Source organism: Stenotrophomonas indicatrix (assembly GCF_050573115.1).
Lineage (GTDB): Bacteria > Pseudomonadota > Gammaproteobacteria > Xanthomonadales > Xanthomonadaceae > Stenotrophomonas > Stenotrophomonas lactitubi_A.
Genome location: NZ_JBNYZT010000009.1, coordinates 65476 through 80987, shown reverse-complemented (window position 1 = coordinate 80987; position 15512 = coordinate 65476). Strand labels below are relative to the sequence as shown.

The window sequence follows — 15512 nt, the reverse complement described above, 5'->3', positions numbered from 1 at the left end:
TGCAGCTGCCGGCCAGCGGCCGGCACTACCCCATCCCGCGTGCTACCAACCACCGCCCAGCGCGCGATACAGTTCCACGCGTGTAATCGCGGCCGTCGCCTGGCTGTTGGCCAGCGCGGCCTGGTTGTCCAGCGCGATGCGCTGCGTGCTCAACACATCCAGCATGTCGACCACGCCGGCCTGGTACTGCCGGCGCGCTGCGCCCAGCGCCGTCTCGCTCTCATCTACCGCCACATGCAGCTGAGCTGTACGTTGCTGCTCGGCGGCATAGCCGTCGATGGCGTCGTCCACTTCATGCCAGGCCTGCAGCACGGTACGGCGGAACTGCAGCGCCGACTGTTGCTGCTGCAGCCTGCTCAACGCCAGGTTGGCCTTCAGGCGTCCGCCCTGGAAGATCGGCAAGCTGATCGACGGGCCGATACTGAAGCGATGCGCGTTCCAGCCATCCAGGTCATCCAGCTGCTTGGCCTGGAAACCGGCATCGCCATTCAAGGTGATGCGCGGCAGGAAGCTGGCCTTGGCCACGCCGATACCAGCCGTGGCTGCATGCAACGCAGCCTCGGCACGGCGGACATCGGGGCGACGCTCGGCCAGCTCACTGGGCACGCCCACGGCGACGGTCGGCAACGCGGGCCAGTCGCGGCGCGCGCTCGGCAACTGCGCGTCCAACGTCAGCGGTGGCTGCGCCAGCAGGAACGCCAGCGCATTGCGCAATTGTGATTCGCGATGCCGCAACGGTGAGATGCGCGCCTGCAACGATGCCACCTGTGCCGCCGCACTGGACACCTGCAACGTGCTGGCCACGCCTTGGCGTTGGCGCGCTTCGGTCAACCGCTTGATGTCGCGGGCGATGCTGAGGTTGTCCTCGGTGATCGCCAGCAGCTGGCGCGTTGCGCGCAACTGCAGGTAATCGCGCGCGGTCTCCGCCAGCAGCGCAATGCGTACCGCGTGTGCATCTTCCTCGGCCATCTGCACGCGTGCGTCGGCGGCTTCCACCTGACGGCGTACGCGGCCCCACAGATCCAGTTCCCAGCTCAGACCGATGCCTGCCTGCAACACACCATAGTCATCACGACCGCCATTACCGGACGGATCGTTCAGGCCTACCTCGCTGTTGCGTGCGCGTACGCCAGTGGCAGTGGCACTGACGCTGGGCAGGCGGTCGGCAGCGGTGACGCCACGCGCGGCGCGGCTCTGCTGCACGCGGTTGGCAGCCAGCTGCAGGTCGAGATTGGCCTGCAGCACCTGCGTCGCCAATTGCCCCAGCAGGGGGTCGTCGAAACCGGACCACCAGCGGGCATCGTCATCCAGCGCAGCTGACGCCACCGCTTCGCCCTGCCACTGCGTGGGCAATTCGGCCTGCGGGCGCACGAAGTCCGGGCCCAGTGTGCAGGCGCCCAGCGCCGTGCACAGTGCCGCTGCAGCCAGTACACGTGGGAATACGCGGATCATGCGCCCTCCCCGCCCTTGCGGTGCTGCTCGCGCTGGGCACTCTGCACCCGCTGCGGACTCTGCAGATCCACGCTCGCTTCAACCGACATGCCGGCACGCAGCTGGCCCAGCAATGCCTGCTCCGGCTCCAGCACGATCTTCACCGGAATGCGTTGCACCACCTTGGTGAAGTTGCCGGTCGCGTTTTCCGGTGCAATCGCGGCGAACGTCACGCCCGTGGCCGGGGCGATGCTGTCGATATGGCCACGCAGCGGCGTGCCGGGGAACACGTCCACCGTCAGTTCAACCTGCTGCCCCGGCTGCATGCGGGTCATCTGCGTTTCCTGGAAGTTGGCGACCACGAAGGCGCGCTGCAGCGGCACCACCGCGGCCACCGGCGTGCCCGGGGTCAGGTAGGCACCGACGCGCACTGCGCGGCGCCCGACCAGGCCGTCGATGGGTGCGCGCAGCTCGGTGTGCGACAGATCCAGTTCGGCGCGTGCCTGCGCGGCTTCGGCACGCTGCACGGCCGCCTGCGCCGCCTGCACCCCGGCAGTGAGGATGTCGGTGCGCTGGCGTGCGGTCGACAATGCGGCCTGCCCCTGTTGCAGGTGCGCACTGGCCACGGCCTGCTTCGACTGCGCCTGCTGTGCGTTCTGCACGGTACCGGCGCCGTCGCGCGCCAGCTCGCGGTATCGCTGCTGGTCGGCGCTGGCCAGGGTCAGTTCGGAGCGACTGACATCCACACTCGCCCTGGCCTGTTCGATCAGCGAGCCCTGCTGTGCCAGCGCCGCCTGTGCGTTGGCCAGCTGTGCACGCGCATTGGCCAGGTCGGCGCGGGCGGCCAGCAACGCGACCTGGTAGTCACGGTCATCGATGCGGGCCAGCACGTCACCGGCCTTCACCGCTTGGTTGTCTTCCACCTCCACCGCGCTGACGAAGCCGGCGATCTTGGGCGCGACCACTGTGTAGTCGGCGACCACATAGGCGTTGTTGGTGGTCTGGTGGCGGCCATCGCGCAGCAGCAACCAGGCAGCACCGGCCAGGACCAGCACGCCCAGGCTGAGACCGGCGTTGAGATACGTTCGATTGATTGTCATGAGGGGGTTCCTGCGAAGGGGATCAAGCCACGGCACGTGGCGGATGGATGCGGGTGGGCATCCAGGCAATGAGGGGAATGAAGGCCAGCGCGACCAACGCGACCAGCAGGTAGAGATCGGCCGAGGTCAATGCCTGCACCTGCGCATGCAGGCGCGCGCCCAGTTGCGGCCCGTCGGTCAGCCACGGCTGTTCGCCGAGGCGGTCGACCAGCACGGTGGAATGGAAATGTCGGCGTCCCTGCGCGACCGCTTCAAGCACGCCGCTGGCCAGTACCGCGGCAAAGCCCTTGACCGTGTTGAACCACGCCGAGGCGAAGGGGCCGTCCTGTGGCGCAAGGCCACCGGTGGCCAGCATCAGCAGCGGCAGCACCGCCATCGGCTGGGCAAACACCTGCAGCAACTGCACCCACAGGAAGTTGTCGCGGATCCAGCTCACGTCCAGATGTGCGCCCAGCCAGCACGCCAGCGCCAGCAGCGCCAGACCGGTGGCCTGCACCCAGCGGCAATCGATCGCGCGGATGTTCAGCAGGGCGGCTACCAACGGCAGCGCGATTACCTGCGGAACCGCCACCCACAGCAGCATCGGCGCGGTCTGTTGCGGCCGATAGCCCTGCACGCTGGCGAGGAAGCCGGAGGGAATGGAGATCACGGCCAGCAGCACGAACAGCACGCCACCCAGAGTGATCAGCGAATAGCTGAGGTTGCGGTTGGCCAGCAGCTGCAGCTTGAAGAACGGCAACGGATGGAACCACTCGTTGACCATGAAAAGCACCAGCAGACCCGCACCGCCACCCAGCATCAGCGTGATCAACGACGAGTCGAACCAGTTCAAACGCGGGCCCTGCACCAGGCCCAGTACCAGCAGCACCAGCGCCGGCAGGCCGAGCATCAGGCCGATCCCATCGAACTGTGCGAAGCGTTCCAGCCGCAGGGGATCCTGTGGCAGGCCCCAGCCGACCATCGCCATCGCCGCCAGGCAGTACGGCACGATCTGCCAGAACGCCCAGTGCCAGCCCACCTGTTCCACCCAGAACGCGGCCAGCGGGGTGCCCATGCTCGGCCCGAAGGTGGCGGTCAGTGCGTAGGCGGCCAGGCCGTACAGCTTGATGCCCGGCGGCAGGAAGCGCAGCGCCACGCTCATCAGCAGCGGCGGCAACGCGCCACCGCACAGGCCCTGCAACGCGCGCAGCACCAGAAAGGTCTGCAGGTTGGGTGCCAGCGGGCACAGCACGCCCAGCGCCATGAACCCGCCGATCATCGCCATCGCGAAGCGGCGCAGCGAGAAGGTGGCGGCGCACCACGGTGCGAATGCCATCGCGCTGACCGACATCGCGCTGTACAGCGCCACGATCCAGCTGCCGTCATCGACGCTGAAACCCATCGCACCGCGGATGTCGGCCAGTGCGACCTTGGTGACGTTCTCGTTGAAGCCCGACACCAGCACCGCCAGCAGCACACCGCACAGCCCTACCAGGATGCGCCGGTCGAGCCCGGGTGCAGCGACGGGACGGGACGCTGCCGGCGCCGGCAGTACGGCGGCAGGCGTGCTCACTGCCTGCCGCCGATCCGTGCAGTGCACGGCATATGTGGAGTCATTGGATTGCGCTCAGTGAAACTATCGGGAGCGCAGTCTAGAAAGGCCGTTGCCTGTGAAAAATGGCGTGCCCGGCATCGCAGGCGTGCGTCCGACGCACGCCTGCAGGCGATCAGTGGCGGGACGCCTCGACCGAGTCGCACATCACCTTGATCGCCCGCCGCAGCCACTGGTGCGCCGGGTCGTTGTCCATGCGCGGGTGCCAGGCCTGCACCAGTGCCACGGTACGTACCGGCACCGGCAGCGGGAACATGCGCAGCGGCAGGCCCATGTGGGTGATGCGGTCGAGCATCACGCTCGGCATCTGCGGCAGTACCAGGTCTGAATCAGCAGCAGCGAAGATCGCACCGTGGAAGGTGGGGATGACTACCGCTACCCGTCGCTGCAGGCCGAGCACGGCCAGTTCCTCGTCGATCGGGCCGTGCGCCAGCCCGCGGCGGGACACGGCGATGTGGTCGCAGGCCGCGAAGCGCTCGGCACTGATGTCACCGTCGAACAGCGGATGATCCTCGCGTGCGGCGCCCAGCAGCGAGGTGGTGAACAGGTGCTGCACCTTGGTTTCCGGGCTGTGCTTGCCCGCCGTGCTGATGTACAGGTCGATCCGCCCCTGCACCATCGCATCGTCATCGGTATCGCCTTCGGGCACGAAGCGCAGCATGCAACGCGGCGCCTGCTGGCGGAATACCTCACGCAGGCGGCCGCCATAGCTGCCGATGAACACATCGTTGGCGCGCACGCTGAACGTGCGCTCCAGGGTAGCCATGTCGACCTCGCGGCCGGCATTGAACACGCGGTGTGCCTGCTCGATCACATCGCGCACCTGCTCACGCAGTTCCAGCGCGCGGGGTGTGGGGGCAAGGCCACGGCCGGCGCGCACCAGCACCGGATCACCCAGGGCCACGCGCACCCGGCCGAGGGTACGGCTCATCGCCGGCGCACTGAGGTTCATCCGCCGCGCGGCGGCGGCCACGCTGCATTCGTCGATCAGCACATCCAGTGCCAGCAACAGGTTGAGGTCAGGCAGGGGCATGGCAGTCTCCCGTAAATGCGATGACTCTACTGCAATCCAAACCGACCAGAGTTGCGTCCTGCGCACGCATTGACTGCGGCGCACGGCATGGGTGCGCGCGACGACATGAGCGACCATCACCGCCCTGCAAAGGAGCTTTTCATGTTCAACACCCTGCTGGTCGCGCTTGATGGCGGCCCCCAGCACGACCGCGTGCTGGACCTCGCCGCCGCCATGGCCGGCCCCCGCAGCCGCCTGCACCTGCTCTGCGTGCTCGACCCCGAATTCGCACTGGCAGCGGATGCCACCGATGCCGACCGCCGCGAATATCCGGCCGCCGCCAAGCAGCAGGCGCATGCCGAAGCCGTGCTGGCCGATGCCCTGGCCGAGCTGCGCGAGCGCGGCGTGGATGCCATCGCACAGCTGCCGTCCGGCGACCCGGGCGAAGTGATCAGCGCGCAGGCGCGTCGCCTGCAATGCGATCTGATCGTCATCGGCCATCGCCATCTGTCACGTCTGCAGCGTCTGTTCGAGCCCTCGGTCGGGCAATGGACCATCGACCATGCGCCGTGCCCGGTGCTGGTGGAAACGCGCGATCCGTAGGTACTCCCGGCATGGCCTCACGTTCCCCTGTATTTCCCACCCGCGTGAGTTATCGCGCCTTCGGCCGTCAGTTCAGTCGTAGCGAACAGGCCCTGCTGGCCGCGCTGCGGCAACTGGCCGACCCGGCCCTGCAGGCCGAGGGCCTGCTGCAATTGGCGGCCCTGGGCCTGAATGCTGAAGGGCGCGACGCCTTCGGTGAACTGCTGCCGCTGCTGGCCACGCCGCACGCACCGATCGAGCTGCTGCCGGCCGGGTCGCCCTTCATTTCCGCCAGCGAACTGGACCTGCTGGTCTGTCTGCTGCGCATCGCCCAATGGCGTCATGCACGCCCACGCGAAGACGATGTGCTGGCGCCGCTGCGTCGGCAACTGGCGTGTTGTGCGGCGGCGGTACAGGCCACGCCGTTGACGTTGCGGCAGCGGTCGCTGTCACCCGTTGGGCTGCGCCTGCTGGATCCGGCCGGGTGGCAGCGGCAGCGCTGATCGGCCGCGCGACGTCCTGTCGCGGCAGTGGCCCAGGCGTGCTCAACAGTCCAGCGTGCCGTGCGCGCCCCCGTCGTCGTCCAGCACGTGCGCATGCAATGTCACTTGGTTGCGGCCCGCACGCTTGGCCGCGTACAGGCCGGCATCGGCATCGGCCAGCAACTGTTCGGCGCTGGCCAGCGCCGGTGGGTGCAGGTAGCCCACCCCCACGCTGATGCTGACCGGACCCTCCGGCAGCGGCAGTGCTTCCACCGCCTCGCGCAGGCGCTCGGCCAGCGCCAGCACGCCCGACAGCGGGCTGCCGGGCACGATCACCGCGAACTCCTCACCGCCATAGCGCGCCACGCTGTCGGCCGCGCGCCCGGCAGTGGACTGCAGCACCGCAGCCACCGCCTGCAGGCAGCGGTCGCCAGCGGGATGACCGTGCTCGTCGTTGAATGCCTTGAAATGGTCGATGTCCACCAGCAACAGGCCCAGTTCGGTGCCGCTGCGGCGCGCGCGGTTCCATTCGGCCAGCAGCAGCGTATCGAACTCACGGCGATTGGCTACGCCGGTCAGGCCATCCTGCCGCGCCAGCTGATCAAGACCCGCCTGCCGTTCCAGCAGGTCGATCTGCAGCAGGGTGCTGCGCAGGCCGAAGCCCAGCGTCGCCACCACGAAGCCGGTCACCGCCAACGGCCGCGCGTGGTCGACCACCAGGGTGCCGACTACCAGCAGCAGCAAGGGCAGGATGATCGGGCCGCCCGCCTGCACCAATCGCAGCAGGCGCGGATGCAGCACGAAGCCCGGAGCAGGTGCCTGGCGCAGTGCCAGTACCGCCAGCAGCAGGAACGGCAGGTCGATCAACAGATCGTTGTAGGCGCCGAACGACTGTTCGGAGGTGTAGTGATTGATGTAGAACGCCAGCAGCAGATAGCTCAGTGCGTACAGCGCCAGCGCGCGGTAGAAGCTGCGCCGTTCTGGCGCATCGCCGGCGACCCAGCGCACCACCGCGAAGCCGGCGATGCACAGGTTCTGGATGTCGAACATGCGCTGCATGTGGGCCATCGCCTGGTCATCGATGTCGATGCGGTCGGCAAATGACTGGGTATGCACGAAGAACAGGACACCCAGCAGCGCAGCCATCACGCCGTCGATCAGGCTGATCATCCGGCGTTCGCGACGGGCGCGGGCCAGGATGAACACCAGCGGCACGCCGTACAGCACATACAACAGCAGGCTGGCGCGCGGGGTGATGTCGGACCGTCCGGCCCCCAGTGCGTCGGCCATGTTGAAGGCCATGCCACCGGCCCAGAGCAGCAGCGCCATTGCCGTGGCCCGCCAGCCCAGTGCAGCGCGGTCACGCTGGCCACGCCACAGGCAGGCCGCGGCGGCCAGCAGAGGCGCCGCGGTCAGGAACACGAACGATCCCCCACCCGCCGTACCCGGCCAGAACGCCACGACCACGCCATGGCAGATCACGAACATCAGCGCCAGCACAACCAGCATGCATCCCCCATGCGCAAGGCCGTATGGCGGCACGATAGCGCGCCGCCACGCCACAGCGGCGTGATCCGCGTTGGAAAAGACGGATACGCGACAGTGGCAGCCGTCTCGCGAAATGGTTGCCCGGCGACGCTCGCGGGCCAGCCGGGAAGCCGCCCGACAGCCGCGACCTGTAAAATGCGAAAATCCCTCCCCATCCTGGCGAGCGCCTCCGCGCCGGCCACCCCAGATATCCCGTGAAAACCCCCGAAGGACTGCGCGCGCTGATCGACGACGGCGTGATCGATGAAGTGCTACGCCCGCTCAAGAGCGGCAAGGAAGCGGCCGTGTACGTGGTACGCAGCGGCAACGAGGTGCGCTGCGCGAAGGTCTACAAGGACATGGCCCAGCGCAGCTTCCAGCAGCGCGTGCAGTACCAGGAAGGCCGCAAGGTGCGCGGCAGCCGTGAGGCGCGTGCGGTGGGCAAGGCCAGCAAGTACGGCCGCAAGCAGCAGGAAACGGCCTGGAAGAACACCGAGGTGGACTCGCTGTACCTGCTGCGTGATGCCGGCGTGCGCGTGCCCGAGCCATACGGCTACTTCCACGGTGTGCTGGTGATGGAGCTGGTCACCGATGCCGACGGTTTCTCCGCCGCCCGCCTGGGCGAAGTGGAACTGGAGCCCGAACAGGCCCGCCAGTTCCACCAGACCCTGGTCCGCCAGGTGGTGCGCATGCTGTGCTGCGGCCTGATCCATGGCGATCTCTCGCCGTACAACGTGCTGGTCGGTCCCGATGGCCCGGTGGTGATCGATTTCCCCCAGGTGGTCAGTGCAGGCGGCAACAACGCCGCGCGCAGCATGCTGCTGCGGGACGTCAACAACCTCACCGCCTACTTGGGCCGTTTCGCCCCTGAACTGCTGGACAGCTGGTATGGCGAGGAAATGTGGGCGCTGTTCGAGGCTGGCAGCCTGCTGCCGGACAGCGAGCTCACCGGCACCTTTGTGCACGATGAATCTACCGTCGACCTCGACAGCGTGCGCCACGCCATCAACGATGCGCGCGAAGAAGCCCTGATCCGCCAGCAGGGCCGTGAAGCGGCGGAAGAAGACGACGACGTATAAGCGCCACGCCATGCGTGGCGGCTCGACGCTACGGACAAGCCAGAGCAGCCGAGCGTGGGCTCGGCTACAGGGTCAGGCCTTCAGTGCGCGCGCGTGGTGGGCGATGTGCTCGCCGATGAAGCTGGCGATGAAGTAGTAGCTGTGGTCGTAGCCGGGCTGCAGGCGCAGGCTCAGCGGATGGCCGGCGGCCTCACAGGCCTGCTGCAGGCGCTGCGGCTGCAGCTGGATCTGCAGGAACTCATCCCCCTCGCCCTGGTCGACCAGCAGCGGCAAGCGCTCGCCGGAATTGGCCACAAGCGCGCAGGCATCCCACTGCGCCCAGTCGGCCGGGTTGTCACCGAGGTAGGCCGTGAACGCCTTCTGTCCCCACGGCACCTGGCTGGGCGCAACGATCGGCGAGAACGCTGACACGCTGCGGTAACGGCCCGGGTTGCGCAGCGCGATCACCAGTGCGCCGTGACCGCCCATCGAATGGCCGCTGATCGCGCGCGCATCGGTAGCCGGGAGGTTCGCTTCGACCAGTGCCGGCAGTTCCTGCGCGACGTAGTCGTGCATGCGGTAGTGCTTGGCCCACGGCTGCTGGGTGGCGTTGAGATAGAAGCCCGCGCCCTTGCCCAGGTCATAGCCCTCGGCATCGGCCACGTCATCGCCGCGCGGACTGGTATCCGGGGCGACGACGATCACGCCGTGCTCCGCCGCATAGCGCTGCGCACCGGCCTTGGTAATGAAATTCTGCTCGGTGCAGGTCAGTCCGCTCAGCCAATACAGTACCGGCAGCTTCTGGCTGGCGGCCTGCGGCGGCAGGTACACGGCGAACTGCATGTCGCAGCCCAGCGTGGTGGAGTGATGGCGATAGACGTCCTGCCAGCCACCGAAACAGGCGCGGTGTTCGATGCGTTCCATGATGTTCTCCTGCGCGGTGCGTCAGCGCACGCGTGCTTCTGGTAGATGCCGACCTTGGTCGGCTTATCCACGCACGGCGTGGATGCCTTTGTTTATCAGTTCATCCAGCTGCGCCAGCAGGCGCAGCAACGGTTCGACGCCAGGCTGGCCATCAAGATTGCGATACGCCGCCGCTGCCACGTTGCTGCGCGGCGGCCACTGGCCATCAGCGCGGGCCTCATGCAGACGCGGCAGGAATACCAGCCCCAGCCACTGCTCGAATGGCATGCCATCGTCGCTGCCGAAGGCCGAGGTCACCGCACGCGGTGGCCCCACTTCGCCCACTACCCAGCCCAGCGCACGCAGCGCCTGCTCGATCGGGGCCACCAGGGCCGCACGCGGGTCTTCCGCACGCGGCCGGCGCAGGGCTTCCAGCCAGCCCATGACGCGCCTCAGAAATGGACCACCGAACGGATCGACTTGCCTTCGTGCATCAGGTCGAAGGCGTCGTTGATCTTGTCCAGGTCCATGGTGTGGGTGACGAACGGGGCCAGCTCGATATCGCCCTTCATGGCATCTTCAACCATGCCCGGCAGCTGGCTGCGGCCCTTCACGCCGCCGAAGGCGGTGCCCATCCACTTGCGGCCGGTGACCAGCTGGAACGGACGGGTGGAGATCTCCTGGCCCGAACCGGCCACGCCGATCACCACACTCTGGCCCCAGCCACGGTGCGCGCATTCCAGCGCCGCACGCATCACGTTGACGTTGCCGATGCACTCGAAGCTGTGGTCCACGCCCCAGGTGGTCATTTCAACAATGACCTGCTGGATCGGCTTGTCATGATCCTTCGGGTTGATGCAGTCGGTGGCACCGAATTCGCGGGCCAGATCGAACTTGGACGGGTTGGTATCCACTGCGATGATGCGCCCGGCCTTGGCCTGGCGCGCGCCCTGGATCACCGCCAGGCCGATGCCGCCCAGCCCGAACACCGCCACGCTGTCGCCTTCCTGCACCTTGGCGGTGTTGTGCACCGCGCCGATGCCGGTGGTGACGCCGCAACCGAGCAGGCAGACATGCTCCGGGTTCGCGTCCGGGTTGATCTTGGCCAGCGACACCTCGGCAACGACGGTGTATTCGCTGAAGGTCGAGCAGCCCATGTAGTGGTAGATCGGCTCGCCGTTGTAGCTGAAGCGGCTGGTGCCATCAGGCATCACGCCCTTGCCCTGGGTGGCACGCACGGACACGCACAGGTTGGTCTTGCCGCTCTTGCAGAACAGGCATTCGCCACACTCGGCGGTGTACAGCGGAATCACGTGGTCGCCCGGCTTCACGCTGGTCACGCCCTCCCCCACTTCCACCACGATGCCGGCGCCTTCATGGCCCAGCACCACCGGGAACAGACCTTCCGGATCATCGCCGGACAGGGTGAACGCATCGGTGTGGCAGACACCGGTGTGGGTGATCTTGACCAGCACTTCGCCCTGCTTCGGCGGGGCGACGTCGATCTCGACGATCTGCAGCGGCTGGCCGGGACCAAAGGCGACGGCGGCACGGGATTTCATGATGGCATTCTCCAAAAAGGCTTGCGGAAAACAGGATGCGCGGCGCTGTGTCGCGCCGTCGTTCATTTCAGGTACGAGCGGATCAACGCGCTCATGTCGCGCACACGTTCGGCGCGTTGTTCATCGGAGGCAGCGGGCTGGCCGAACTCCTCGCGCAGGTGCGCTTCCATCACTTCGGACATCAGGCCGTTGACCGCACCACGGATGGCGGCGATCTGCTGCAGCACCGGCCCGCAGTCGGCGCCGGCTTCCAGCGCGCGGTCCAGCGCATCGCACTGGCCGCGGATGCGGCGCACGCGGGCGAGAACCTTCTTTTTCTCTTCGGGGGAGTGCGGCATGGCAGGCCGGCCTCGGAACTATACTGGGGGATAGTATACAGAAGCCGATCCGGAGCTCAATCGAAGGCCCCGTCTGCGGCCAACCGGGTCAGCTCTTCCACCACATAGCGCACCTTCGGCCGCAGATGCCGGGTCTGCGGCCACAGCGCGTGGATGTCCACATGGTGTTGCGTGCAGTGGTCCATCACCGACTGCAACGCGCCGGATTCCAAGTGATGACGCACCAATGACATCGGCATCTGGCAGATCCCCAACCCGGCGATGGCGCCCTCGATCACGGCATCGCCATCGTTGAGCTGATGGGTGGCACTGGGAATGAAGCTGCCGTTGGTGCCCTCGCTGCCGATCCGCCACGCCACCGACTGGCCATGACGGAAGCCGACCACGCTGCGATGGGCGCGCAGTTCGTCCAGCGTCTGCGGCACACCAAAGGTCTGCAGGTAGGCCGGCGACGCGCAGGTCACCAGTCGCTGGCTGGCCAGCTTGCGTGCGACCAGGTGTTCGGCGTGGTGCAGGCCACCGAAACGGATCAGCAGGTCGATGCCTTCTTCCACCGGATCAACGAAGTGATCGGTGAAGGTCATCGTCAACTGCAGGTCTGGGTGTTCATTGCACATGCGCAGCAGCACCGGCAGCACCACCAGCCGCCCGAACGAGGACGGCATGTCGATGCGCAGGCGGCCGCTCGGCAGATGCGCAGCCGAGCCCAGGCAGGCTTCGGCTGCCGCGATTTCATCCAGCGCCGCCGCGCACGAGGCGTAGTAGGCCTCGCCATCGGTGGTCAGCGCGATGCGCCGGGTGGTGCGATGGAACAGGCGCACGCCCAGGCGCGCTTCCAGCCGGGCGATGGCCTTGCCGACCGCCGAGCGGGAGATGCCCAGCGCGTCGGCGGCCTCGGTGAAGGTCGCCGAGCGCGCCGTGGTGACGAAGGTCGCCAGGCCATTCAAGGATTCGACGGGAAGCATCGACAGACTCGCTTATTGGGGACAGATAGTCCCGCTTAACGGGAAATCTACCGCCTTTATGCGCCCGTATGTCAACCCCATCATGGTGATATCGCGCCGTCGGCGCCCTCCCCGTACCGAGATGACTGACATGACCGCCGCCCTGTTCCGCCCGTTCGACCTCGCAGGACTGCCCCTGCGCAACCGCATTGCCATGGCGCCGATGACCCGCGCCCGAAACCCGGGCGCCGTCGCCAATGCACTGACCGCGCAGTACTACCGGCAGCGCGCCAGCGCCGGCCTGATCATCAGCGAAGGCACGCCGGTGTCAGCGCAGGGCCAGGGCTATATCGACGTGCCCGGCATCTGGTCAGCTGAACAGGTCGCCGGCTGGAAGCTCGTCACCGACGCCGTACACGCTGCGCAGGGCGCGATCTTCGCCCAGCTGTGGCACGTCGGCCGCATGTCACACAGCTCGCTGCAGCCCGACGGCGGCCAGCCGGTGAGCGCCGGCACGCGGCCGGTGGCGAGCGATCCGAAGAACACCTCGTTCGTGTACCTGGACGACGGCAGCCGTGGCCATGCCGATCCGACGCCGCCGCGCGCACTGCGCACCGACGAAGTGCCGGGCATCGTCAGCGACTTCGTTCGCGGCGCGGAAAATGCCATCGCCGCCGGCTTCGATGGCATCGAACTGCATGCTGCCAACGGCTACCTGTTCGAGCAGTTCCTCAACCCGATCACCAATGATCGGCAGGATCTGTACGGCGGTTCACTGCGCAACCGCGCACGGCTGATCCTGGACACCGTGGATGCGATGGTTTCGCGCATCGGCGCGCATCGTGTCGGCGTGCGCCTGGCGCCGAACAGCCAGACCTTCGACATGCCGGCCTATGCCGAGAACGAAGCCAGCTATCTTTATCTGGCCGAAGAGCTTGGCAAGCGCGGGTTGGCGTATGTGCATCTGAACGACAACTACCTGCGCGGCGAGCCCGTCATCGGCGAGGCGTTCCTGAAGACCTTCAAGCAGAGCTACGGCGGCACCGTGATCCTCGCCGGTGGCCTCACCCGTGAGCGTGCTCTGCGCCTGGTCGAGGACGGCATCATCGACCTGGCCGCGTTTGGCCAGCCGTTCATCGCCAACCCGGATCTGGTCGAGCGTCTGCAGCGCGATGTGCCGCTGGCCGTGCCCGATCGCAGCACCTATTACGGCGGCGGCACCGAGGGCTACCTCGACTACCCGCTGGCACAGCCACGCGTGGATGCGGTGCACGCCGTGCCATCTTGAGCGTCATGGAGCCTTCTCCACCTTGGTCGCGTCCGAGTCGTGGGTCAGTACGCGGGTGGTGATCTCCCCCTTGGCTGAATCTCTGCGACTCAGTTCAAGCCGTCCCTGGTTGCCCTGCGCAACCAGGCTGGCAGCAAAGCTGCCTTCATTGGACAGCGTGGTGATCACGGCCGTGCCATCGGCCGCGACCCTCATACCCGCCCGGTCGCGCACTTTGTAACCCACGCCAACGGGCGCATCCAGCGCCATCACCGCGCTGCCATTGGCCATGGTGCCGATGCCACCGCGCTCATCGCCTTTCGCATCGTAGATCGTCATTCCCGTTGCGCGCGAGTTGCGCGCGACATCATCCACATCCTCGGCAATCTGCACGCGCGTGCGCCCTTCACTGTCGAGCACGGTCAGCTTGTAGGTACGGATCTCCGGCACCACGCCGGCATCGGGCGTGGCTACACTGGTCCCGACCAGAGCCAACGATGCGCCCAGTACGAACATCGAGACTGCCAGCAGATTCCTGCGCCGCAGCATGTGCTCCAGTCGTTCCAAGCGTACGGTCATATCCTGCTCATGCATGTTGCACTCCCTGGTTGGCTCTGTGATGGATCCGTCACCTGCTCTCGGCCTCCACGTGGATCACACGGTTGCTGGCTCCGCCTTCAGCAGACGCCACGCGGCTCAGCTCCAGCTGTCCTTCCGCCCCCTGCGCGACCAGCCTGGCAGCAAAGCCACCGGCGTTGGACAGGACACCGATGAACGCCGAGCCGTCCGCTCCCACCTTCATCCCGGCCCGATCCGACACGCGATAGCCAACGCCGCGCGGCGCATCGAGAGCAACCGTGGCGCTGCCATCGTCGGCAGTCACCATGCCTCCGCGTTCCTGTTCATTGCCATCGAAGATGATCAACCCCGCCACCCGCGCATTGCGCTTGATGTCCAGGTCCGGGGCGTCCTCACCGATCTCCACCCGCTTGCGGCCCTGGTGGTCAAGCACAATCAGGCGATGGGTGCGGATCTCCGCAGCAATGCCAGCCTCCGGCCGCGCAGAACCACGACCGGCCAGCACGATCGACATCATCAGCACGGGTGCTGCCACCAGCAGCCAGTGCCATCGGCCTGCCCGTTGCTCCAGCTTGCGTACTCGCGCTTCCACTTCCAAGTCCCGCATGGAATCCTCCCTTGCAACGAGGCCACCGGTCGGAACGACAAGGCACCCGGCCTGGAACTACAGTTCGATCCTAGACGTCACATTCGCGTCCAACAACATGACGAAAGTCCCCATGAACTCCGTCGCCACGTCCTTCATCGTCAACCTCGACGTCCCCGACATCACCACCGCCGAAGCCTTCTATACCCAGGCCTTCGGCCTGCACGCCGGCCGCCGCTTAGGCTCTGGTGCACTGGAACTGCTCGGCGGACCCACGCCGCTGTACCTGCTGCAGAACGACGCCGGCAGCGCAGCGACCGAAGACGGCGATGTGCGCGATTACGAGCGCCATTGGACGCCCGTGCATCTGGACTGGGTAGTCGCCGATATCGACGCTGCGCTTGCACGCGCGATCACGGCCGGCGCCACCGTGGAAAAGGCCGTGCGCGAACACCGCTGGGGAAGGATCGCCGTGCTGGCCGATCCCTTCGGCCATGGCTTCTGCCTGATCCAGTTCAGCGATGCAGGCTATGACGCCCTGCTGGAATGA

17 protein-coding genes are annotated in these 15512 nt (G+C 66.9%); 5 read left to right on the top strand and 12 right to left on the bottom strand.

Going from position 1 to position 15512, the window contains the following annotated elements; translation table 11 throughout:
- Nucleotides 1-42: 42 nt before the first annotated feature.
- The 4 genes from ACQ5SA_RS19000 to ACQ5SA_RS18985 form a co-directional block, all read right to left on the bottom strand.
- Nucleotides 43-1452, bottom strand: a complete 1410-nt coding sequence (locus ACQ5SA_RS19000; RefSeq protein ID WP_499315566.1) for an efflux transporter outer membrane subunit — start codon at nucleotides 1450-1452, stop codon at nucleotides 43-45.
- Entirely contained in the window at nucleotides 1449-2531 is a 1083-nt protein-coding gene (locus ACQ5SA_RS18995; protein WP_499315564.1) for an HlyD family secretion protein, read from the bottom strand. The genes ACQ5SA_RS19000 and ACQ5SA_RS18995 overlap by 4 nt, the downstream gene beginning before the upstream one ends.
- Nucleotides 2532-2553: 22 nt before the next feature.
- Complete coding sequence (locus tag ACQ5SA_RS18990; protein WP_499315563.1) at nucleotides 2554-4083, bottom strand: MFS transporter; 1530 nt, start codon at nucleotides 4081-4083, stop codon at nucleotides 2554-2556.
- Between the two features lie 154 nt (nucleotides 4084-4237).
- On the bottom strand, nucleotides 4238-5155 hold the full coding sequence (locus tag ACQ5SA_RS18985; RefSeq protein ID WP_230112683.1) for a LysR family transcriptional regulator: 918 nt from the start codon (nucleotides 5153-5155) through the stop codon (nucleotides 4238-4240).
- A 141-nt stretch (nucleotides 5156-5296) separates the two neighbouring features.
- On the opposite strand from ACQ5SA_RS18985, the gene ACQ5SA_RS18980 reads away from it, so the two are divergent.
- Both ACQ5SA_RS18980 and ACQ5SA_RS18975 read left to right on the top strand, forming a co-directional pair.
- Nucleotides 5297-5737 carry a universal stress protein gene (locus ACQ5SA_RS18980; RefSeq protein WP_499315562.1) on the top strand — a complete coding sequence of 147 codons (441 nt, stop codon included), beginning with the start codon at nucleotides 5297-5299 and terminating at the stop codon, nucleotides 5735-5737.
- A gap of 11 nt (nucleotides 5738-5748) precedes the next feature.
- Nucleotides 5749-6219: a hypothetical protein gene (locus ACQ5SA_RS18975; protein WP_499315561.1), complete on the top strand. Its 471-nt coding sequence runs from the start codon at nucleotides 5749-5751 to the stop codon at nucleotides 6217-6219.
- A 42-nt stretch (nucleotides 6220-6261) separates the two neighbouring features.
- Here the strand turns inward: ACQ5SA_RS18975 and ACQ5SA_RS18970 are convergent, their stop codons facing one another.
- On the bottom strand, nucleotides 6262-7707 hold the full coding sequence (locus ACQ5SA_RS18970; RefSeq protein ID WP_499315560.1) for a GGDEF domain-containing protein: 1446 nt from the start codon (nucleotides 7705-7707) through the stop codon (nucleotides 6262-6264).
- A gap of 233 nt (nucleotides 7708-7940) precedes the next feature.
- On the opposite strand from ACQ5SA_RS18970, the gene ACQ5SA_RS18965 reads away from it, so the two are divergent.
- Nucleotides 7941-8804, top strand: coding sequence for a PA4780 family RIO1-like protein kinase (locus ACQ5SA_RS18965; protein ID WP_099820969.1), 864 nt, complete (start codon nucleotides 7941-7943; stop codon nucleotides 8802-8804).
- A 72-nt stretch (nucleotides 8805-8876) separates the two neighbouring features.
- On the opposite strand, the gene fghA is transcribed toward ACQ5SA_RS18965, so the two are convergent.
- From fghA to ACQ5SA_RS18940, 5 genes are all read right to left on the bottom strand, one after another.
- Nucleotides 8877-9707: an S-formylglutathione hydrolase gene (gene fghA / locus ACQ5SA_RS18960; protein ID WP_499315559.1), complete on the bottom strand. Its 831-nt coding sequence runs from the start codon at nucleotides 9705-9707 to the stop codon at nucleotides 8877-8879.
- A 63-nt stretch (nucleotides 9708-9770) separates the two neighbouring features.
- On the bottom strand, nucleotides 9771-10130 hold the full coding sequence (locus ACQ5SA_RS18955) for a YqcC family protein (RefSeq protein WP_499315557.1): 360 nt from the start codon (nucleotides 10128-10130) through the stop codon (nucleotides 9771-9773).
- A gap of 8 nt (nucleotides 10131-10138) precedes the next feature.
- On the bottom strand, nucleotides 10139-11248 hold the full coding sequence (locus ACQ5SA_RS18950; protein ID WP_499315555.1) for an S-(hydroxymethyl)glutathione dehydrogenase/class III alcohol dehydrogenase: 1110 nt from the start codon (nucleotides 11246-11248) through the stop codon (nucleotides 10139-10141).
- 62 nt (nucleotides 11249-11310) lie between these two features.
- Nucleotides 11311-11586 (bottom strand): formaldehyde-responsive transcriptional repressor FrmR, encoded by a 276-nt coding sequence (frmR, locus tag ACQ5SA_RS18945; protein WP_005411009.1) that lies wholly within the window; start codon nucleotides 11584-11586, stop codon nucleotides 11311-11313.
- Between the two features lie 56 nt (nucleotides 11587-11642).
- Nucleotides 11643-12551: a LysR family transcriptional regulator gene (locus ACQ5SA_RS18940; RefSeq protein WP_499315553.1), complete on the bottom strand. Its 909-nt coding sequence runs from the start codon at nucleotides 12549-12551 to the stop codon at nucleotides 11643-11645.
- A gap of 130 nt (nucleotides 12552-12681) precedes the next feature.
- On the opposite strand from ACQ5SA_RS18940, the gene ACQ5SA_RS18935 reads away from it, so the two are divergent.
- Complete coding sequence (locus ACQ5SA_RS18935; RefSeq protein WP_499315552.1) at nucleotides 12682-13818, top strand: alkene reductase; 1137 nt, start codon at nucleotides 12682-12684, stop codon at nucleotides 13816-13818.
- 3 nt (nucleotides 13819-13821) lie between these two features.
- On the opposite strand, the gene ACQ5SA_RS18930 is transcribed toward ACQ5SA_RS18935, so the two are convergent.
- Nucleotides 13822-14376: a hypothetical protein gene (locus ACQ5SA_RS18930; RefSeq protein WP_499315550.1), complete on the bottom strand. Its 555-nt coding sequence runs from the start codon at nucleotides 14374-14376 to the stop codon at nucleotides 13822-13824.
- 49 nt (nucleotides 14377-14425) lie between these two features.
- Nucleotides 14426-14983, bottom strand: a complete 558-nt coding sequence (locus ACQ5SA_RS18925) for a hypothetical protein (protein ID WP_353099186.1) — start codon at nucleotides 14981-14983, stop codon at nucleotides 14426-14428.
- Nucleotides 14984-15095: 112 nt separating this feature from the next.
- Here ACQ5SA_RS18925 and ACQ5SA_RS18920 point away from each other — a divergent pair, with 112 nt between their 5' ends.
- Entirely contained in the window at nucleotides 15096-15512 is a 417-nt protein-coding gene (locus ACQ5SA_RS18920) for a VOC family protein (RefSeq protein ID WP_353099187.1), read from the top strand.